We start from the raw sequence: 21,857 nt of genomic DNA on the forward strand, positions 1-21,857 counted from the left end.
TCACGTCGTGACGGACGCCACGACCGACAGTGCACGCCGACGCCAGGCATTCCCGGCGCCACCGTCGTTGCCCCCTCAAGGAGAGATCACATGACCGGTCTCTCCGAAGCCGACTGGGAGCAGGCGGCACTCGAGACCCTCGCCGAGCCACTCGGCTGGCCACTGCTCGTCGATGCAAATCGCGTGGAATCGGAACTCCCGGAGCCGGGGCGCCTTCTCATCGACGCGCAGCGCCAGTGGGCGGCGCTCGAGTCAGAGACAGAAATGCGCCCGTCGCGGATGTTTGGCGGTTCGAACGACATCGCGCAACCTCAAGAAGCAGGTCGCAGCAGACAGTTTGCGGGCAAAATGCGGGACAAGCCGACGTCGCCGACCTGCGCGGATCCCGCGGGCTCGCGCTGACCGACTTCGTTCCGAAGAGCAGCTACATCGAGCGACTCTCCACTCGGAATGCCGATGCATTGCGCACCGACTCCCGGGTCCGAGCTGTCGCAGAATTCCGCGGCCGCTTCAAAGTGGCATCGCACACCCTTCAGGTCTTCGCCAGTAACGCCGCCGGTGAAGAGGATGATGCACCGGCGCCCATCCCGACGTTCGATGCTGTTCTGTTCTCCGACAGTGACCCCAGCGTGCTCGCCCCTGTCCTCGAGTCACGCGGAGCGCAGGACGTGGTCATCATGGACGACCGCGACATCGGCGGCGGCCTCACACTGCGCTTCGAGCTGCCCGATCTCGGCAGGATCGATGCGATCAGCGATGTGGCGGACGTGCGCTGGCTGGAGCCGGTACCCGAGACCGTCGACGACGGGCCGGCGCGGCAACCCGGGACCGTGACCACCTTTCATGCGCTGGACGGCGAGGGACAGGTCCTCGGGCTAATAGACAACGGCAAACCGGACCTCCGCCATTGCTTCTTTCAGGATCCAGAAGCACCCGGTCCCGATCATCGCAAGGTGCTGCAGGTCCGCAACGCTGTTGGCACTCCGCCCAGCGACCACGCCACATTTGCCGCCGGGTGCGCCGTAGGAGACGACGCGCACCGGCCCGGCGCATCACCCGACCGGGGGATCGCATGGGCCGCGAAGCTCGTGTCCGGCAATAGGCTCGATCTGAAGACCACGACGCTGTTCGCAGAGTTGACTCAAGCCCGTGATGCCGGAGCGAGGGTGCACAACAACAGCTATCACTCCAAACCGCAGGGAAGTGGCAATCCCGCCATCTACGAGGAACGCAGCCGATACGTCGACGAGTTCACCTGGGTCAATGAGGAGCACCTTGTCGTCGCGTCCAGCGGTAACAGCGGCGAGGAACAGGGGCCTCCCGGAACTGCCAAGAACGCCCTCTGCGTCAGTTGCGCTGCCGTCGACCCCGGCGATGCCGTTGGCGACGGCAATCCGGGACCGACTGCCGACGGTCGACGCAAACCGGAACTGATGGGCGTCGCATGTCACGTCCGCTCCGCGGTGAATGGCGCCCTGTGCGAAACAACCGAAGCCGCTGCATGTGCCAGCAGCTATGCCACGCCCCGTGTGGCGGCTGCCGCGCTCATCGCACGCCAGTACTTCGTAGAGGGATATCACCCGTCCGGGGCGAAGCAAGCCGGGGACGCTCTCGTTCCTTCGAGTGCACTGCTGAAGGCAGTTCTGCTGAACGCGGCAGCCTCCACCGGAGGTCCGCGGGACTATCCGAACGACGCTGAGGGCTGGGGGGTCCTCGACGTGGCGGCCCTTCTTCCCCTCGGTGAGCACGCCCGCAATTCATGGGTGTCGGACGTGCGCAACGGGGTCGGGCTAGTGACGGGCGAAAAGCGCGTACACGAGCTCATCGTGGCCGAGGCGGGCATCCCTGTGAAGGTCACGCTCGTGTGGACCGATCCGCCCGGTGCAAGCGGAGCCGATGATCCCGTGGTGAACGATCTTGACCTCGTTGTGACCGCGCCAGACGACTCGGTGTACCTGGGAAACGTTCTGTCGGGCGGCGCCTCCGTCGAGGGTGGGGCTGCCGATCGCATCAATAGCACCGAGATGGTGTTGCACCCGTCCCCGATTGTCGGGCGGTGGACGATCGAGGTTTACGCCCGCAGGGTGACGGAAAGTTTCGGGCGCCAGGGATTCGCCCTGGTTGTCACCGGCGGGCTGACGAAAGCATAGCTACGGCCGAACCAACTCGTCACCCTCCCGAACGGCGGTGGCAGCCGCGAAGGGCATCACCGAGATCTCGTCGCGCACGTATCAAACGATGTCAGCGCCGCCTCATAGGTAACGAGAGCGCCCTGCGTCCGGGACGCGTCCGAGACGGAGTGACACATCATGGCTGGATCCATCAAGCACGCGGCGAACTTCATCACCACACTCGATAGCCGCGCGCTGCAGTACGCCGATCTCACGGTCAACCCCGCGAACACCGCGGCCTCCGCCGTGGAGCGGATCCGCACGATCCTGCGCGAGGCCGCCTCGGCGGCAGACCGCGGCAGACACAGCGCCGCCCTGCGTTCGTACCGCGATGCTCAGGCTAGCTGCTACGCGCTGCTCAATCCCGCGGTCGCACCCGGCCGGGGCTGGATGGATTACCGCGTCACCCTGCCGCTCGGCGTCGCGGTCGAGTCAGCGTTCTCGTCGGCATCCGTGAAGCTCATCGAGGCTCTGCGGCCCGACGTCACCGCTCCCGTCGCACCGATCGCGGCTCGGCCGATCGGCGCGCAGATCGACACTGCTGTCGCCGGCCTGGGGTTCCGCCGTCAGAACGCCGACCTCGTCACCGACATCGAATCGGGCACCCAGCTCATCGCGAAGGGCGATGCCGCCGCCGCGATACCGTTCCTCGAGCGGGCCGCGGCAGGTCTCACCGACGACCAGCCCGCGCTCCAAGCGGTCGCACTCCTGAACCTCTCCACCGCCCTCATCGGCGTGGGTACCAACGATGCCGCTGCGGACGCAGCATTCCGTGCCGCGACAGCCTTCACCGCCGCGGGAGACGACGCGGGCGTCGCGCAGGCGCTCCACGCCTCCGGGCTCGCCGCGCAGCGGTCAGGCGATGCGGCCACCGCCGAGGCGAAATTCGCCGAAGCGAAGGAGAAGCTCGCGCTCTTCACCGGCGTCGCGCCTGCCGTGGTGGATGCCGAGCCGATCGTCGTCGCGCCCATCCGCCGGCGGCGGTTCGGCCGCCAGGACGGCATCGGGCGCTTCGGGGTGGGCGGCCCTGCCTTCGCGAACGTGAGGGAAGCCGCATTCGGTGTCGATCTCCCCGTCGCGCGTGCGGCGGTGCCCGTCCGCGAGTTCCTGCCCGGAGCGGAGGGCGTCACCGACGTGAGCGGTCTGGCCTTCATAGACGCTGCGACAACAACGGTCGCCTCGCTGCGCTGGGTCGACAGCGAGTCCATCGTGAGCCTTCCCATCGACCAGCTCGCGCAGCCGATCACACGTCGCGACACCTGGTCGGTCGGCATCCCCGCAGGAGACGGGATCGCCGATCTGGTGTGGAAGAAGGACGGTCCGGCTCCCTTGGACGATCTCGTCGCGAAGGTGTACGAGCCGCGCAAAGACATCCGGATCATCCGCGATCTCGTCCCCCCGATGAGCTCAGCCGCCGTGACGACCGCGTACCTCACTCACGTCTACTCGTTCGTCATCCCGATGGGTATCGCCGACGCCTATCACTCCCTGGGCGACTATGCGCGTGCCGAAGAGAACTACCTCGCCGCTGCCGGCTATTCGTACCTCAACCCAGAGCTCGAAGCGCCCAGTCTGTGGGTCAAGCTCGCCCGTAATGTGCTCGACTGGGGCGACTCGCTGTACAAGTTCGAACGGGTCGACGAAGCCCGTGCGATCTACGCGAAGGTCGCACTCGCGGATGGGACACCGGATGCTGCGGCCCCCCTTTACGCCACGCCGTCGCTTGCCGCGACCGGCGATGTGGCCAAGCTCGTCCTCGCAACGCCTGACGCGGTGCCCGTGGACGTGAACCCGGCCGTCGCCGAGATCGCCCTGACGGTGCTGGCGCGGTGGGCGTACATCACCGGAGGGCTCGACTTCTTCGGGCTGACCTTCACCCCGACGTTCACGTTTGAGTATCTGCAGCAGGTCGCGAAAGGGCTCGCGCAGCAATCGGTGCAGGCGGAGCGCGAGTACGTCAACTTCACGGTGCAGGCCGAGGCGGAGTCGGCGGCTCGCCGCGACCTCGAGAGCTCCCTCGCCCTCGCGGACACCGAGGTCAAGACGCAGAGCGCGCTCGCGCAGGCCGCGCAGGCCGATGCGCTCGCCGCTGCCCGCTCGGTCGATTTCGCCACGCTCCGGCGTGACAACGCGGCGGATTCGAGGGCCGAGTACGCGTCCGCTGGGTACTGGCAATACATCTCCCAGTCCATCGCGACCGCGCACGGCGCAGGCAAGGACTGGCACGAGAGTGAGATCCGCGGTCTCGCCCAGCAGATCGAGTCGGGCAAGTGGAGCGGTGAGGGCGGCAAGCTCGCCGCCGCCGCGACGCTCATCGGCGGCCAGAAGTCGTACGAGTATCAGCTGAGCCGTCTCGAGGACCAGAAGCAGGAGGCGGCGGCCGCGATTCCGATCGCGCAGGCGCAGCAGGCGGCATCCCAGGCCCGCGCACAGGCCGCCGCGTTCCAGGCGCAGGCGTCGCAGCAGCGCCGCGCACTTCTCGCCGACGCTCTCAACGCCTTCGACGACGAAGTGTTCACCCCCGAACTGTGGACACGGATGGCCGCGATCGTGCGCGACATCGCGCGGACATACCAGCAGTGGGCGATCGCTGCGGCGAAGCTCATGGAGCGGGCCTACAACTTCGAGACCGACGAGGCGATCGCCGTCATCCGACCCGAATACTCGGTTCCCGCGACCGGAGATCTGCTCGGCTCGGATCTCCTCGTCCGCGACATCGACTCGTTCACGTACCACCTGATCTCGGCCGTGGCCAAGAAGCAGTCGTCGGTCAAAGAGGTCGTCTCGCTGCGCAACGAGTACCCGTTCGCGTTCCGGGAGTTCCTCGAGCATGGCGTCCTGAGCTTCGACACATCGCTCTACGACTTCGACCGCCGGCATCCGGGCACGTACGGTCAGCGCCTGCAATCCGTCGAAGTCGAGATCGTGGGGCTGCTCCCGACCGGCGGCGTCCGCGGCACTCTTCGCGGTGGCGGCGTCTCGCACTATCGCACGGCGGACGCCGACCAGCGCACGCGGGTGCACGGAATCGACACGATGGTGCTCTCGGATTACACGATGCGCGGCGACTCCTATCTGTTCCGCGGCGACGCGATCCACCTGGGCCTGTTCGAAGGGCACGGTGTCGCCACGAGCTGGGAGCTGGAGCTTCCTCCGGGAAGCAACAACCTCGACTATCGCCTGATCTCCGACGTGCAGCTCGTGCTGTACTATACGGCTCGCCACAGCGACACGTTGCGAGACTCGATCGTCGCGCTGCCGCTTCGAGACGGTGAAGACATCCACGTCCGTGACTTCGCGCTCCGCTACGACTTCCCGGAGGTCTGGTACGGCATGCTGCAGACCGGCGGCATGACCTGGCAGATGGATGCCGACTCCTTCCCGCGCAACGAGACCGGGCTGCACACCGCGTCGCTCGCCATCGTGCTCGAGGGCGCAGACACCGTAGACCTCTCGGGCATCGCCGTAACGATCGACCTTCCCGGCGAGGGACCGGTGACGCTCACGACGAACGCCGAAGGCACCATCGCGGCCGAAGGCGGCAACGACCTCGCGGACGCGATGGGCGGGGACGTGTTCGGCGAATGGTCGCTCACCCTCGCGCCCCCGGCCGGCAGCCCCGTGCTCACAGCAAGCGGCGGCCTGGATCCGAAAATGCTGCGCGGTGCGTCCGTCGTGCTGCAGTACACCTTCGAGTTGCGGAAGTAGCCGACAATGGAGACCTCCTCCGGAACAGACCTGCACGGCGCGCGCGGCGGCGGCGGCCTGCGCGGCCTCACCGACGCCTTCCAGCCCGACCTCCTCCGGGGCACAGGCAACTACGCGGTGCCCATCGATGCACCCGCCGGTCCCGGCGGAATCCGGCCGAGTCTCGGCATCCGCTACTCCACAGGCCAGGGCAACGGCCCCTACGGCATGGGGTGGCAGCTAACCGGCCTGCTCACGATCACCCGCGGCACAGAGCGCGGCATCCCGAGCTACGACGACACCGATGATCTGCTCCTCGGCGGCGACACGCTCGTGGCAGTCGGCGGCGGCCGGTTCAGGCCGCGGTCCGACACGCAGTTCTGGGACGTGCGCCGCGAAGGCGACGGGTGGCGCATCCGCACGAAGGATGGACACGCCTACGTGCTGGGCAACGCCGCCGCGAGCCGGGTCGAAGATGGCGGGCGAGTGTTCGCCTGGTACTGCAGCTCGGAACAGGATGCCGCGGGCAACACGGTCAGCTACTCCTACCGACGCGACGGCGGGCAGCTCTATCTTGAGCGCGCGACCTGGTCCGTGTTCGAGCTGCGGCTGGCCTACGCCGATCGGGCTGACGCGTACACGACGACGCGTCCTGGTTTCCCGGTGTCGACGCGCCTGCGCTGCACCCACATCGAGCGCCACAGTACGCGCACCGCGCCGACACTGACCGGCGTGCATGAGCTGGGGTATGAAGACGCCGTGCACAGCGACCTGTCGCTGCTGACCACCGTGCGCTACGCCGGCGTCGCCGCCGACGGCGAGAGGACGCCGCAGGTTCCGCTCACCTTCGACTACGCACCGTTCGCTCTCGCTCCACGCCTGGTCCCGATCGCGTCGGACGACGGCGTACTCCCGATCGGCTCGGGCGACGCCGCCCTCGTCGACTTCAACGGCGACGGGCTCCCCGATGTCATGCAGACCGGCGTCACCGGGCATCGATGGTGGCGCAATCGAGGTGGGGGGCAGTTCGACGCCGCCCGCCGCATCGCGCAGGCGCCTTCCGGTATGCGCCTCGGCGCGCCAGGAGTGACCTTCGCCGACCTCGACGGAGACGGCAGCGCCGACCTGATCTCGATCGGCTCGCGCCTCCAGAAGGTCGCCCGCAACCTCGGCGACGGGAGCTGGTCCGACGACCCGCAGGTGCTCGCCGGCCAGATCTCTCTGTCGGTCTCGGCGACGGACAGCCGGTTCGTCGACCTCGACGGCGACGGGATCACCGACCTCCTGCAGACGGGGCCGCACGGTTTCACGCTCTTCCTCGCGGACGGCGACAGATCGTGGGCCGAACCGACGTTCGTCCGGCGGCGCGGCGGCGTTGACTTCCCCGATGTGTCACTCGGCGACACCGCCGTGTTCGTGGCGGACTTCGCCGGCGATGGCATGCGCACAATCGGCGAGATCCGATCGGGATATGTGCGCTACTGGCCGCACCTGGGCAGTGGACGATTCGCTCCGGTCGTCGAGATGCAGCATCCGCCTCACTTCCCCTCGCATTTTCAGGAGAAGAACCTCTTCGTCACCGACTTCGACGGCGATGGGACCTCCGACCTGCTTTACGTCGACGGCGACCGGCTGCTCCTGTGGCTCAATCGCGCGGGGGTGTCGTGGAGCGAGCCCATCGAGATCCCGTACGCCCCCGCGCCGGATGCCGCGTCGCTCGAGCTCGTCGACCTGCTCGGCACGGGAACCCCCGGCCTGCTGTGGCGAAGGATCGGATCTCCTGCACTTCGGATGCTGGAACTGGCCACCGGCAAGCCGTACCTGCTCACGTCAGTGTCGAACGGCAATGGCGCCCAGACCCAGATCCACTATGCGACGACCTCGCAGTCGCGGATCGGCGAGACGGGTGCCGACGACTGGGGCACCTATCTCCCGTTCCCCGTGCACGTCGTGTCACGGCTCATCGACCGCGATCTGATCACCGGCGAAGCTGCGGAGACACGGTTCGGCTACGCGCGCGGATGCTTCGACCCGGCGGCGCGGATCTTCCGAGGGTTCGAGCACGTCGACGTCACTCGCGTGGGCGACGGCTCAACACCGACGACGGTACGGCGCACACTCTTCCACCTCGGTGACACCGGCGGGCCCGCCGGTGTGCGGACGACGGACGTGTCGTCGCAGACGCGGCTGCACGCTCTCGCCGGCTCGATGATCGGCGTCGACGTGTTCGTCGAGGATTCCGCGGGCCTGCGGCATCCGGTCGAATCCACACGGTTCGAATGGCAGGCACGTGACGAGTTCACCGACGACCAGGGTGTGCGGGTGTGCTTCCCGCATCCGGTGTCCGCGACGGCGATCGAGGTCTCGGACGGCGGCCGGAACCGCATCGAGGCTACGTCGTACGCCTACGACGAGTTCGGAAACATCGTCTCCAAACGGCGCCAGCTGAGCTTCGAGGGCGACGCCACGCCGCTCACGACAGTGCAGTCGATCGCCTACGCGATCGACGCCGCGACGTGGCGGGTCGGGCTTCCGGCGCGACTCACGACCCGGGACGGCGCGGGACGGATGCTGGCAGACGAGCGCCTCCGCTACGACGGAGCACCGCTTGTCGGGCTGCCCGAGGGAACGGTCGGACGCGGTCTGCTCACGCGCCGCTTGGAACTCGCGATTCTGGCCGATTCGCTCCCTGCCGGGTACGCCGCGCACATCGCGCCTGACTGGGGACTCCAACGCATCGGCGAGGACTGGTACCGGACGGTCGAAGCGGTCGAGCGTGACAGCGCCGGAAACGTCGTCGCGCAGGACGACTCCGCCACGGGGCGCACGACGATCCAGTACGACGCCGACGGAATCTTCCCGGTGCGCAGTGTCGACGGCCTCGGTCGCGCCTCGACCGCGGCCTTCGATCCACGGACGGCCCAGCCCGTGACGCTCACGACGCCCGAAGGGCTGCGAACGCGCTACGAGTACGACACGATCGGGCGGCTCGTCGCCCAGTTCGACACGACGGACGACGGATCCGAAGCGCTCACGACCTTCGTCATTCACCGCGACCACAACCCCTCGACGCCCGCCACGCCCCCCTGCACGATTCGCATCCTGCCATCCGAACCGGGGGCGGACCCCGCGGTTCTCGCTGCGGCCGATCCGGCATCTCTCACCGGAATGCTCGTGGAGTTCGCCTACACGGACGGCCACGGCGAGCTGCTGCAGAGGTCGGCTCCTGCCGCGGCGCAGGGCGGTGGCTGGGTGCTGGGAGGGCGCGCACGCCGTGTGCCCGGCGCTCGCGCAGCCGAGGAATTCCCGAACGAACTCGCACCGACACCCGAGGTCCGCCCGGCGCCGGTCGGCGGGGCGTCCGTGCGGTTCACGTACGACGCGCTCGGGCGCGTGACTCGCCTCGACCACCCCGACGGCGGCCGGTTCCGCGTCAGCTACCAGGGCGACCGGATCCTCAAATGGGATGCCGAGACGGCCGACGACGGCGACCCTGCGGTCGAGCGGTTCGACCCCAACGGCGCCCTCATCGCGGTCGAATCGCTCCTCGACGGGGAGGTTGTCGCGACCCATTACGCGCTCGACCATGCGGGCCGCATCCTGTCGATCACGGATGCCGAAGGCTCCACTCCGACCACCTACACGTATGCCGGGCCAGGTCCGGCGATCCACATCGCCGACACCACCGCGGGCGAGCGCACCTACTGGCGCGATGCGGCCGGACGGGTGCGCCGTCGCGCTGATGCCCGTGGACAGGTGCTCGAGTACTCCTTCGATGCGGCAGGACGCCAGATGAGCGTCACGGACGTGAGCGACCCGCTGCATCCGCTGGTCATCCGCGAGACCGTCTATGACGGCGCGAGTGTGGACCGGCAGATCGAGGCGGGCGTCGAGACGCGTTATGCCTACGACCGGCTCGGCCGCCCGCTCGAGAAGTCGATCACCTCGGCACCGGGCGAGGCGCCGCTGACCCTCCGGCGCGAGTTCGGTCTGCGCGGGGACGTGCGAGCGACCATCTACCCCGACGGCGAGCGCGTCGAGCACGGCTACCACGCCGACGGCTCACCGCGGAGCCTGGCAGGGATCGTCCAGTCGGTGGACTACGACATGCACGGCCTGCCCGCGCACGTCGACTTCGGCGGCGGCGTCACCGCCGAATACACCCACACCGTCGATCTCAAACGCCTCGTCGGCGTCAGTCTGCGCCATGGAGGGGCCTCGCTGCGCGGACAGCAGTACACCTACGACCGCAACGGCCTGATCGTGGCGGTCGAGGACTCGGTCGCGGCGCCTGGTGGCGGCGCCCCGGAGGTGACGGGGCATCGGTACCGCTACGACCCGCTGCTGCGCCTAGTCGAGTGGCGGACATTCACGGGCGGACTCGGCGGAGCCGAGGCGTCCACTGTGCCGTATCGCTACAACCGCCGCGGCGACCTGCTCGAATCCGCCGAGATGGGCGCCACCAGATTCGAGGCTGACCCGGTGGGCGACCGAGCGATCGCCCATGTAATCAGGGCCGAAGGGATCTCGCACATCGACCGCGACGGCCTCGGCAAAGCGATCGAAGTCGGTGCCGCCCATGACATCAGGTATGACGCCTGGGATCGCATCGAGCGCATGGTGCTCAGTGACGGCACGATCCTGACATTCGCCTACGACGCGAGTGACCAACGCGTACGCCGAGAGGTCACTCGCCCTGACGGCTCGACCGAGACCACCCGCTGGATCGACGGCGCTTACGAGACCGGATCCAGCGGATCGCGGACGAGCTACGCGGTCGGGACGCTCGTGGTCGCGGTGCGCACCGTCAGCGCCGGTGGCGTCGCCACCCTGTCCCGCGTGCTTTCGGACCACCTCGGCTCGGTCATCTGCGCCGTCGACTCGGCGGGCACCGTCGAGCTGCAGCAGGCGTTCACCCCGTTCGGCCTGCCGGTGAATCCCGGAGTCGAGAGCCGGTACGCCGGCGGTCTCGAGGCGGAGGGAGGGATGCTGCAGCTCGGCGCACGCTGGTATAGCCCGGTACTGGGCCGGTTCATCACGCCCGACTGGTTCGTGCTCGAGAATCCCGAGCACGCGCGGCGACTACCGCAGGCACTCAACCTCTACAGCTACTCGATAAACAACCCGATCATGCTGCGTGATCCGTCCGGAAAGTTCTTCGGGCTTGACGACCTCATCGTCGCCGGCATCGGCTTCGTCGTCGGATTCGTGACGGGAGTCATCGTGGGGATCGCCGAGGGACGAAGCTTCGGAGACACTCTGCTGCTGGGCCTGGAGGCGGGGCTGCTCGGCGCCATTGGCGCTTGGCTCGCGTACGCGACGGTGGGGATCGCGACGGCCGCGCTCGGCTATGTCGGTCTCGGCGTCGGATCAGGACTGGCAACGGGGCTCGCCGTCGGCGCCGCCGTCGCCGGCGGCCTCAACGGAGTGATCAGTGGGGCCACCGAGATCTATGCGTGGGACAGCTGGACCGGCTACGCAGCGTTCCTTGCGGACTCCACGTGGGGAATCGCGGGTACAACCCTCGGCGTCCTGGTACACACCGTCAACCTCTTCTACGGCGGCGATCGCAACTACCAGTCGCAACTCAGCAAGCGGCAGAACAGGCACGTGTATGACGGAGGCTTCGGATTCGGCAGCTTCGCGTTCACGCAGGGCAACGTCATCAGCAATCTGCAGGGTCGGCATGGCGATCTTCTCGATCACGAAAGCCTGCATATCCTGCAGAACCGCATCTTCGGGCCGGTGTTCACCGCGACGTATGTCGGATGGATGGTGGCGGGAGCAGTCGTCGGCTTCCTCATCGGACTCGGGCTCTGGGCTGCGGGCAAACAGGGCCTCGGCACCTCGATCAACGACATGGCATATGTCAACAACCCCTGGGAGTCTTGGGCATATCACGTCGGCGGGGGAACCGAGCGCGGAGCGCTCGCTTGGTGATGGGACAGGCCACCCGCCGATCGCGTCGCACAGGCAGCGTGACGGAGAGTTTCGGGCGCAAAGGATTCGCCCTGGTCGTCAGCGGCCGGATGGCAACACCGTAGCCAGTGGCGCACCCCCCTGGACTCCCGCAGCCCGACGGGTGTATTCCTGGTCATGGGGAGCTCTACTGGGGGGTTCAAATGAGAATTCGCAGGAGCATCGAGAATCTCAGTGTCGGCACTTCCGCTGCGGCCCGAGAGGACGCGTGGGATCCGGTTCTCGAAACCTACGCACTCGGCGTCCAACTGATGAAGGACCTCGCCGAGGACACACCGACATCGTGGCTCTGGGCCGCCAACACCCACGGCATGGAAGCGACCCCGCCACCACGCACCACTTGGGGGCAATGCCAACATGCATCCGTGTACTTTCTGCCGTGGCATCGGGCATACCTTGCATGGTTTGAGAACACCATCCGCGAGCTCACCGGCGACCGCGAGTGGGCTTTGCCGTACTGGGACTACTTCGCGGATGCCTCTTCCAGACGTCGAATGCCCGCCGAGTTCCGAGTCCCCACTCGAACCGTCGACGGTAACTCGGTCCCGAATCCGCTGTTCTCTCCGAACCGCTCCGCCCGTCCGGTTCCCGACGAAAATGTCGAGCTAGCACCTGCCCTCAGTCAGCCGCATTATGTGCGGCGGATGGAGTACGGCTTCGGCGGAGTTGAACCCGACGACTATTTCGGGCTTGCCGAGCAAGAGCCTCACAACTGGGTTCACATGGATGTCGGCGGCGACGCAGGTGAGATGCGCTCGCCCGCGACCGCCGGGCGCGACCCAATCTTCTGGCTGCACCACGCGAACATCGATCGGATCTGGGAGATGTGGAGGGTCTTGGACGGCTCTGTCGAGTACGTGCAGTCCCCCATCGCGACAACGGCGATGAAGTCGCAATGGAACTCGGCGGAGTTCTGGTTCGGCGATGAGGCCACCCCGTCGACGTACTCGATGACCGACGTCGAGGACCTCACGACACCTGCGATGGACTACGAGTACGAGTCGGTCGAGCTGCCTGACGAGATCGCCGACGATGTGATGGCGGAGCGCGAACGGATCATCGCAGCAGAGGGAGGAGGCCGCGGATTGGACGAAGCACCCGAGTGGACGCCGGTCGCGGCATCAGAAGATCTGCCTTCCGGCGAAGATCGGGAGATCGTGCTCGCCCAAGGCCGCGGTCTCGACGCCGCTCCGCCATCGCGTCTCATGCTGGATCTCGCGAGCACGACGGCTCACGACCCGCACGCGGCGTACGTCGTGGAGGTGCAGGCCGAAGCAGGCGCGCCAACGCACACTGTTGGCCGGTTCTCAGCTTTCGGGCTTGCCGGAACTTCCGACAGTGAGACACGCAACTACCTGGTGGACGCGTCGAGTGCTCTACCCGCTTTGCTGGCAGAGGGCTGGGATGGCGGCCAGCTAATCGTGCGGGTGGTACCCGAGCCCGGGCGGGCCGACAGCGAAGACGACGGCAAGTCGATCCGCATCGGTCAAGTGACCGTCTACACGCAGCCGTGAGCGCACAGGCGGTCGTCGCGGCCCCGCGCCAGCGGAGTCGATCGCATCCTGAGCTTCCCGGTCGGGTGGTGCTGGCGGGGACTGTCGTCGCCTGGATCTCGGTTCTCCTTGCCTCGCTGGCGGGTGGAATCGGCAGTGGGTCACATCATGGCCCCCACGCTGCCAACCCATCTGGTCTCAAGACCGTGCCAGTCGATGCGCTGTCCCTGGAGTGGATGGGCACCTGGCTGCTGATGACGGCAGCAATGATGTGGCCGCTGCTCGTGCCAGTCGTAGACCGTGTCTCGCGCGCGGTGCGGCCGCGCTGGCGTCCCGCGCTCACATCGGTGGTGGTCATCGTGGCCACGACACTGTGGTTCGCGGTCGGGTTCGCCGGTGCACTCGCCGCGCAGGTCGCGGGCGTTCCGAGCGGGAGCGTGGGGTGGCAGCTCGCTTTCATCGCCGCTGCGGCGATCGCGTGGCGGTCGGCGCGACGAAACCGCCTGCTCGCGCGTTGCGCGAAGCTTCCGCCCATCCCCCCCGCGGGACTGCGCGGGGTCCGTGGCGCCGCACGGGTCGGTTACGTGTCGTGGACCCGCTGCGCCCTACTGTGTGGGCCGCTCATGCTCGCCACGGTCGTCGGACACAACCCGCTCGTGATGATTGCCGCCAGCGCGTCCGTGTGGTGGGAGGCGTGGCATCCGCGCGCTCGGCGCGACCGCGTGCCGCTCGCCTTGATCCTCGTCGCCGGACTCGGCGCCATCGCAGGAGGGGTCCTCAGTTCATGAAGGAACCGTGCACCGTAGTGAGGGTCGAGCTGCTCATCCAGGATGACAGCCTGGGTGACGAAGGCAAGCTCCTGGGAGGCAGGCTGCGCGAGACGAAGGACCTCCCGCTCCGAGCGGGGACGAGCGACAGATTCCTCGACGGCCCCGCGTCGCGGCGCCTCGCCGTCGTGGACTTCGATCCGAATACCGGCGCACCATTGCCCCCGCCCGCCCTGTTCCGTCCGCCGGAGCGCGACGACGCCGAGCGAGGAAGCTACGCGACCCCCGAGGACCTGACCTCAGCTGCCGCGCTGGCCATCAACGCGTTCGGCACCGCGCTGCTCACGATCAACATGTTCGAGGGCGGCGACGCGCTCGGCCGACCGGTCACCTGGGCATTCGACGGGGAACAGCTTCTCATCGTGCCCAGGGCGGGACGGATGGCCAACGCCTTCTACGACCGCAGCACGCGCAGCCTGCAGTTCTTCTGGTTCACCGCCAACTCCGGTAACACCGTCTACACCGCGCTGAGCCGCGACATCGTGGCCCACGAGTGCGGCCACGCGCTGCTGGATGCCGTGGTCCCGTCGCTGTACGACAGCACCACGCCACAGTCGATCGCCATCCACGAGGCCGTCGCGGACCTGATCGCGGTCCTCGTGGCACTCGATAGCGGCTCCCTCCGCGAGGCGGTGCTCGCGCAGAACGAGAACAACCTCGGCGGCGCGAACGCCTTCAGCCGGATCGCGGAGAAGTTCGGCATGTCACGAGTCGGATCCGGCACGGTGCAGCCGCAGCAGCTGCGCGGCCTTTTCAACGAAGACACCATCACGACCCTGGCCGGAGCGAGCCCCCACATCCTCAGTACCCTCCTGTCGGCGATCTTCTACGACACGCTAAATCAGATCTACGACGCCCGCTATGCCCGGTTGATCAAGACGCCACTGGAAAACGGCAAGCTTCGGACCTCCGATCAGGCCGCCAACAAAGCTCTGGGCAGCGCCCACATGTTCTTCCGCAGTCTGCTGCTCCGCGGAATCGACTATCTACCTCCGGGCGAGCTGTCGTTCGCCGACGTCGGGCGCGCCGCGCTTGCCGCGGATCGAGCGATCGTCTCCGACGAAGCGGCCACCGAAGAACGGCGTGAGCGACGCGCGGCCCTCGCAGAGCGGTTCGTGAAACGACAGCTTGTCGAAGACGTGAGCGCGATGCAGAGCGACACGCCCGACGATCTGAACGTCGAGCCGGCTTCCCTCCCTGCGCTTCGTGACAGCGACTATCTCGCATACGAGTACGTCCGGATGCACCGCGACGCGATCGGGATCCCCCATGATGTGCCGTTCACGGTGCTCCCCCGCGTGGACGCCAGCAAGAAGGTCGGCGGCCAGAATGACCCCCTTCAGCGTGAGCTGATCCTCAAGGTCGCCTGGAATCACGTCGAGAGGGCCCACCTCCCGCACGGCGTCGAGAAGAAGCGGCTCGTCCCAACCGGTACGACGGTGAGCTGGCTCTGGGAGACCGGACGCTGTCTCGCTCGCGTCCGAAGCGACATCGTCGACGACGCGCACCAAGCGGACCGAGACCGCTTCCTCGCCCAACTGATCGACGGTGGGCTGCTGGATGTCTCCGCCTCCGCCAGTGCCAACGGCGTCTCGCTCGACGACACGGAGGACTACGTGACGCTCTCACGAAGTCACCGCCTTCTTCACCTCGAGGAGTGGAACCAATGAGCGATCTCATTGTCCGCGCGTACAACGTCGGGTTCGGCGACGCGATCCTCGTGTCGATCCCCGATCGAGCGCCGTCCGGGGTCGAAACCGTCCGCAATATCCTCTTCGACGTCGGAAATCTCCTCGCGGGCGAGGCGAACAAAGACGAAGTGTTCGAGGTCGTCGTGGCGGACATCATTGCGAAAACGGGCGGCGAGGTCGACCTGTACGTCATGACCCATGAGCACCTCGACCACACTCAAGGTCTCCTCACCGCGTCGAACAAGGGCCTCGATCTGCGTGCCAAGCATTCGTGGCTCACGGGCTCTGCGCAACCCGACTACTACGACACTCACCCGCAAGCCAAGAAGAGACGACTTGAAATGGATGCCGCGCTCGACGACGCCGCGCGAACGCTGCAGGCATCTCCGGATGACGAACTCGAGGAACTCCTCTGGAACAACTCCAGCCGGATGGACACCGGTGCGCTCGGACTGAAGACTGCCGATTACATCGCGCACCTGCGAACCATCGCCCCACCCGACAAGACTCACTACATCGACCGCACGACGACGCTCGAAAATCGGCATCCCTTTCAGGAAGCCAAGCTGACCGTCCTCGCACCCGAGGAAGACACGTCCGACTACTACCGCCGACTCCCCGCCGGAGGCAACCTCACAGTTGCCCCGGAAACGACGGCAGGACTGAAAGCACCTAAGCCGGAACGCGCGCTTCCGAATCCCCCTCCCGGCGTTGATCCCGGCGCCTACTTCGACCTCGTGAGGTCGCGGCGCGGAGGAACCAGGGCGAACCTCCTCGAGATCGACGCCGCGAACAACAATACGAGCGTCGTGGTGCAGATCGAATGGCGCGGGTGGCGGCTGCTCTTCTCCGGCGACGCCGAGCTGAGATCGTGGCGCACGATGAACGGTCTCGGCCTCCTGCAGCCCCTGGACGTGATCAAGGTCTCGCACCACGGCAGCCACAACGGCACGCTCGAGGAGATCTTCGACGCCCTCCTGCCGCCACAGGGCCCGGACGCCCGCGAGCGCTACGCCCTCGTGTCGACGGCCGATGACAGTTTCGACTCCGTGCCCGAGCTCGACACGCTGAAGTACTACGCGGATCGGTGCGAGCTCGTCGACACGCGAGACGTTGGTCGCGGTGAGGCGCAGGAGATTGTGCTCGCGGGCTGAGCGCGAGCGATGGCCGGAAGATCGAAGGCCTGCAACCGACCCGTGGCGAGTGGCGGGTTGGGGTATCACGGTGCGCCGACAGACCTCATCAGAGATAGGCATGGACATCGGATCAGCTCAGGGCCGATGGCCGCCGTCTGTGCGGGCCTGCGTGACAGACGCACAGAGAAGCTTGACAATCTTCGGAGGTAGAGACAATGGTCGAACCAGGGCTCTCGTTGGTCCCCACGCCCGCCCGTCGCGTCCTGCGGGCGTTTGCCTTCGACCCGATGTCGACCAGGCTGAATGGCCGCCTTCTGTCGGTCAACATTCGGTTCGAGCCGAATTTGGCTCCCGGTCCGGTCGGCGATCTGGTGCAGGTTGTCGACTATGACGCGTACCGGGACACCTGGTTTCGTCCGGTCGACCTTAACGACCCGTTCATCCTCGCACAGCAGGGCTTGAAGCCGAGCGAGAGCGACCCTAGATCACACCAGCAGATCGTGTACGCGGTCGCGATGAGTGTGATCGAGCGGTTCGAGCGATTCGGCGGCCGACGATTCCGCTGGCTCGGCAAAGACCGACTCGCCCTCGTTCCGCACGCGTTCGAGGGCCGGAACGCCTTCTTCGACCCGGACCGTGGGGCAGTGCTGTTCGGCTACTACCGCGCATCAGCGAAGGAGCCAGGCGCGAACCTACCCGGGCAGCTAATGTTCACCTGCTTGTCGGTGGACATCATCGCGCACGAAGTCACGCACGCGATCGTGCACCGAATCCGGGGGCGCTATCGGGATGCGACGAACGCGGACGTGTACGCCTGGCACGAGGCGTTCGCGGACCTGGTCGCGCTCTTCCACCACTTCCTGTTCCCGGAGGTTGTGGAATTCATGATCGCGAATTCCGAAGGCGAAATGATCAAAGCGACAGCATTGTTCGAGCTGGCCCGCGAGTTCGGTGAATCCACCGGGCGTGGGGAAGCCTTGCGATCGGCGATACGGACTGCGCCGAGCCCTGACGCGTACCTGAACGCTACCGAGCCGCACGAGCGCGGAGCGTGCTTCGTCGCGGCCGTCTTTGACGCATACCTGGAGGTCTACAAGGCGAGCATCGCCCCGCTGCGCCGGCTCGCCACAGGAGGCAGCGGGGTATTGCCGCCCGGTGCGCTTCCCCCGGACCTAGTGAAGCTCGCGACGCGCGAAGCCGTGATCAATGCGGACCGACTCCTCGGGATGGTTGTTCGCGCGTTCGATTTCCTCCCTGTGGTGGACGTTAGATTCGGCGACGTGGTCCGAGCGATCGTCACCGCCGACCGCGCCCTTTTTCCGGACGACACGCTGCGCCTCCGGGCAACATTGGTCGAAGCGCTGCGTCGCCGCGGCATTCATCCCGGTGAAGTCACCTCGCTTGCCGACGAGGCGCTCCTTTGGGAACCGCCCGAGACCCCACTGAACCTTTCCGCGGGGCAAGCGTCAGTCGACCTGAGTCCCCTGATCCTCGAAGCGACGCGTTTCCTCGATCTGACGGACGAGGAAGCCCTGCACATGCAAAGCTTGGGAACCGCACCCGAACGCGAAGACGGTGAAAACGGGCCGATGGCCGCCGCGCTTGAGCAATGGGGACAGCATCACGCGTTAAGCCTGGGTCTGGACCCGGACCTCCCCGTGCGAATCGCAGGGCAGCACGTGGCGTACCTGCAGGCTGCGGACGGGCAGCCGCGCCCCTTCGTTGTCGTGCAATACCTGCAACATCACCCCGAGTTGGAAGAACCGGTCGGCGAAGGTGAACGGCCCGTACAGCTCTATTCCGGCACAACCGTCATCGCCAAAGTCAACGGCGAGGTCGAATATCTGATCGCGAAGCCGCTCCCGATGAGCGGTGACTTCAGCACCCTGGCAGCCAAAGCCGCCCAGGCCGGTGCGACAGAGCAACTCGCCCAGTATTGGCATGGCCTGGGCGGCCTGCGACGCGACCGGCTGCAGGAATGGTTCGAAGATGCGGAGGCGGCCGATGCGATGGCGGCGTGGACCAACGAGCCCGCTGTGCAGCGGATGACATTTGCCCAGTTCCACGCCAACCTCGCCGAAGTGGACTGACTGATGCCTGCCTCCCCTCGCACGACTGTGGCCGTACGCATGTACAACGTCGGCTTCGGCGACGCCTTCCTCATCACGGTCACACAATTCCGAACCGTCTGGCGGATGCTCGTGGACTGTGGCGTCTTCCCCGCCGGCCAGGTCCGACCCATCCGCGAATCCGTCCGACTGATCATCGACGATCTCACCGCCGCCGCCCCCGCAGGACAACCCCCACATCTCGACGTCATCGTCGCCACCCACCACCACATCGACCACATCTCGGGATTCGCTGACCCGGCCTGGGAGAAGGTCGAGGTCGACGAGGTGTGGGTGCCGTACGTCGAAGATCCGCGGGACAGAGACGGGAAGATCCTCCGCGGCCAACTCACCACTGCTGCGCACGCACTCGTCGGCCTCATCGGTGCAGCACAGCAGAGGATCGCCGCGGCCGACGAAGACTCACACGAGCGGCTCCGGGTAGCGAAGATCTTCGCGACCAACTCCGAAGGATCCGACCCGGCAACGGACCGACTCCTGGGCCGCAACGACACGACATTTCTCAACAAGCCGACACCCCGCTACGTCCCCGACCGCGATCCCGCGAAGAACACCATCTCGACCACCCTGCCGGGTGTGACCGCGCATATCCTCGGACCTTCCCGTGACCCGGGCGAAGTGAAGAAGATGAGGCCACCGAAATCGGTCGCGTGGCTCAAGGCAGCTGCCGACGAACGTCCCACGAATGCGGACACCAGACCCCTCTTCGACCACATCCACGCCGTACCACGCGCCGAAGTCAACGTGGCGGTCCCTGAGCGGCTCCGACTGACAGCTGCCGCGCTGAAACTGGATGAGCTCAGCAACGCCGAGGAACTACTCGCGGCCGCCGCCATCTTGGAAAACTCCGTGAACAACACCAGCGTGTACTTCGTCCTCGACGTGCGCGGCACGCGCCTGGTGTTTGTAGGCGACTCGCAGCACGGCGCGTGGGAGCACGTCCTCAACAACCCTGAGTCATTGGCGCTCGTCACCGAGCCTGCGCTCTACAAGATTGGACACCACGGTTCGCACAACGCGACACCAAAGAAGTACGCAAAGTCGATCCTCGGCCGCGAGCACTACGCCATGATGCCCTTCGGCACCGTCGGCCAGTGGCCATCCATTCCGGAAGAGAAATTGATCACGGCCTTGGAAGAAGCGGGAACGCATCTCATCCGCGCCGACAAGCCCGCGCCGGGACCACTGGTCACGGTCGATGCCCACAAACGCTGGAGCGAAGTGCGGTTCACCATCCCGGCCACTCGCCGACGCACGGCCAAGACGCAACCCACGGGGTGACACCATGAGCGATGACAAGCCAGAACCGACCTCGCCGGTGGCGAAAGCACTGCCGGTGGGCAGGCGAAATCTGGTGATCTGCCTCGACGGCACGAACAACGAGCCCGAGACCGGAGTGACCAACGTCGCGCGCCTCTACGAGGTTGCGACGAAGAGCGCCAATCAGCTCGTCTACTACGATCCCGGTGTCGGAACCATGGGCGCCCGCGGAGCCGTCACATCAACGGGCAAGAAGCTCACCCGGTTCGCCGGACTCATCGCCGGGTACGGCGTGAAAGACAACATCGAAGAGGCTTACACCTGGCTCGCCGAAAACTATCACTTCGGCGATCACGTCTACGTGTTCGGCTTCTCCCGTGGCGCTTACACGGCACGCGCGCTAACCGGCATGCTCCGCACCGTCGGACTCCTGCGGCCTGGGGCGAGCAACTTGGCCCCATACGCGCTCAAGCTCTACGCACAGACCAAAGGCGCGAACAGCCCGCGCGCTGATGTTCCCCCCGAGCAGCGCACAGCGGAACCCGCCAAAGCGTCCGCACCCACACGGGCAGCAGATGCCGAAAGAGCATTCTGGAAGATGCGCGACTCATTCACCGATCGGTTCGGAAACCCCGAGTTTCCCAATGCCTTCGACCGCGACCATCCCCAGGTGCACTTCCTCGGAGTGTGGGACACGGTCAAATCCGTTGGATGGCTCAACTGGAAGGCCATCATCGAGCAGGCCAGATGGCCGTTCACCGCACGCATCACCAACGTCGGGGTCGCACGCCACGCCATGTCTATCGACGAGACACGGTTCACCTTCCCGGTCTACCGCTTCGACGGCGACGCCGTCGCGCGCGCCGCCGGAAGATACAAAGAGATGTGGTTTGCGGGAATCCACAGCGACGTCGGAGGGCAGTACGACGACGACCACGGCCTGGCTGATGTCGCGTTTTCATGGATGGTCGACGAGGCAAGAACCGCCGGGCTCCTCATCGACGAGAAGACCTTCGACCGCGTCATGCAACGTCGGCGTGGCCTCGCACTCGAGAAGCGGGCGCTCGGGCTTATCCATAGCAATGGCTGGTATTGGTGGTTACTAGGCGGCTGGCGCGCGCGCATCATCCGCGCCAACGACGAACTGCACGAAAGCGTCTGGAGACGGATCGAGGATGGCGGTTTGGATGCGAAAGGGCGCCCGTACCGTCCCGCTGTTCCCAACGGCTTGACACGGCCGGTCCTCAGCCCATCTCAGACCGGAGCGGACAACGGAGTTTCATAGAGTCCCGTCCACAACGGCCGGCCGGGGTTGTACGGGTCAACCGCTGGCGCCTGCCGAGGCTCCTGGATCCGCACTTCCGGTGCGAGGCCCGCATCACGGGCGCGGGTCATGAGGCGGGTCGCGGTGCTCTGGCTGATCTTGAGAGTGTCGGAGACGAGCTTGAGCGGGGGGTAGCTGATTGCCGTCGCGACGCGATAGA

Annotated in this window: 11 protein-coding genes and 1 pseudogene; 11 read left to right on the plus strand and 1 reads right to left on the minus strand. The window is 66.5% G+C overall.

What is annotated here, in order from left to right; translation table 11 throughout:
- The first annotated feature begins 90 nt into the window (after positions 1-90).
- The 11 genes from QZV81_RS05055 to QZV81_RS05105 all read left to right on the plus strand — a co-directional run bounded on the left by QZV81_RS05055 (position 91) and on the right by QZV81_RS05105 (position 21,658).
- On the plus strand, positions 91-402 hold the full coding sequence (locus tag QZV81_RS05055) for a hypothetical protein (protein ID WP_292833501.1): 312 nt from the start codon (positions 91-93) through the stop codon (positions 400-402).
- A gap of 113 nt (positions 403-515) precedes the next feature.
- Positions 516-2,150, plus strand: coding sequence for a S8 family serine peptidase (locus QZV81_RS05060; RefSeq protein WP_292833504.1), 1,635 nt, complete (start codon positions 516-518; stop codon positions 2,148-2,150).
- 159 nt (positions 2,151-2,309) lie between these two features.
- A complete protein-coding gene (locus tag QZV81_RS05065; RefSeq protein ID WP_292833507.1) occupies positions 2,310-5,879 on the plus strand; it encodes a hypothetical protein in 3,570 nt (1,189 codons plus the stop codon).
- 6 nt (positions 5,880-5,885) lie between these two features.
- Positions 5,886-11,798, plus strand: coding sequence for a toxin TcdB middle/N-terminal domain-containing protein (locus tag QZV81_RS05070; RefSeq protein WP_292833510.1), 5,913 nt, complete (start codon positions 5,886-5,888; stop codon positions 11,796-11,798).
- Between the two features lie 182 nt (positions 11,799-11,980).
- Positions 11,981-13,351, plus strand: a complete 1,371-nt coding sequence (locus QZV81_RS05075; RefSeq protein WP_292833512.1) for a tyrosinase family protein — start codon at positions 11,981-11,983, stop codon at positions 13,349-13,351.
- A 185-nt stretch (positions 13,352-13,536) separates the two neighbouring features.
- A complete protein-coding gene (locus QZV81_RS05080; protein ID WP_292833514.1) occupies positions 13,537-14,118 on the plus strand; it encodes a DUF2182 domain-containing protein in 582 nt (193 codons plus the stop codon).
- Between the two features lie 17 nt (positions 14,119-14,135).
- Entirely contained in the window at positions 14,136-15,827 is a 1,692-nt protein-coding gene (locus QZV81_RS05085; protein WP_292833517.1) for a hypothetical protein, read from the plus strand.
- The gene (locus QZV81_RS05090; RefSeq protein ID WP_292833520.1) at positions 15,824-17,002 is read left to right on the plus strand and encodes a hypothetical protein; all 1,179 of its coding nucleotides are present in this window, start codon (positions 15,824-15,826) and stop codon (positions 17,000-17,002) included. Before QZV81_RS05085 ends, QZV81_RS05090 begins: the two co-directional genes overlap by 4 nt.
- 269 nt (positions 17,003-17,271) lie before the next feature.
- The gene (locus QZV81_RS05095) at positions 17,272-19,074 is read left to right on the plus strand and encodes a hypothetical protein (protein WP_292833523.1); all 1,803 of its coding nucleotides are present in this window, start codon (positions 17,272-17,274) and stop codon (positions 19,072-19,074) included.
- A gap of 3 nt (positions 19,075-19,077) precedes the next feature.
- A complete protein-coding gene (locus QZV81_RS05100; protein WP_292833526.1) occupies positions 19,078-20,394 on the plus strand; it encodes an MBL fold metallo-hydrolase in 1,317 nt (438 codons plus the stop codon).
- A 4-nt stretch (positions 20,395-20,398) separates the two neighbouring features.
- The gene (locus tag QZV81_RS05105; RefSeq protein ID WP_292833529.1) at positions 20,399-21,658 is read left to right on the plus strand and encodes a DUF2235 domain-containing protein; all 1,260 of its coding nucleotides are present in this window, start codon (positions 20,399-20,401) and stop codon (positions 21,656-21,658) included.
- On the opposite strand, the pseudogene QZV81_RS05110 reads toward QZV81_RS05105, so the two are convergent.
- Positions 21,628-21,857 (minus strand): annotated as a pseudogene (locus tag QZV81_RS05110) (hypothetical protein); the annotation flags it as partial. The gene QZV81_RS05105 and the pseudogene QZV81_RS05110 overlap by 31 nt on opposite strands.

Source organism: Microbacterium sp. (assembly GCF_011620665.1).
Classification (GTDB): Bacteria; Actinomycetota; Actinomycetes; order Actinomycetales; family Microbacteriaceae; genus Microbacterium.

Excerpts from the sequence above, each read along its gene's own strand:
- QZV81_RS05055 (WP_292833501.1), top strand. The coding sequence starts at position 91 with ATGACCGGTCTCTCCGAAGCCGACTGGGAGCAGGCGGCACTCGAGACC.
- QZV81_RS05065 (WP_292833507.1), top strand. The coding sequence starts at position 2,310 with ATGGCTGGATCCATCAAGCACGCGGCGAACTTCATCACCACACTCGAT.
- QZV81_RS05070 (WP_292833510.1), top strand. The coding sequence starts at position 5,886 with ATGGAGACCTCCTCCGGAACAGACCTGCACGGCGCGCGCGGCGGCGGC.
- QZV81_RS05075 (WP_292833512.1), top strand. The coding sequence starts at position 11,981 with ATGAGAATTCGCAGGAGCATCGAGAATCTCAGTGTCGGCACTTCCGCT.
- QZV81_RS05090 (WP_292833520.1), top strand. The coding sequence starts at position 15,824 with ATGAGCGATCTCATTGTCCGCGCGTACAACGTCGGGTTCGGCGACGCG.
- QZV81_RS05095 (WP_292833523.1), top strand. The coding sequence starts at position 17,272 with ATGTCGACCAGGCTGAATGGCCGCCTTCTGTCGGTCAACATTCGGTTC.
- QZV81_RS05100 (WP_292833526.1), top strand. The coding sequence starts at position 19,078 with ATGCCTGCCTCCCCTCGCACGACTGTGGCCGTACGCATGTACAACGTC.
- QZV81_RS05105 (WP_292833529.1), top strand. The coding sequence starts at position 20,399 with ATGAGCGATGACAAGCCAGAACCGACCTCGCCGGTGGCGAAAGCACTG.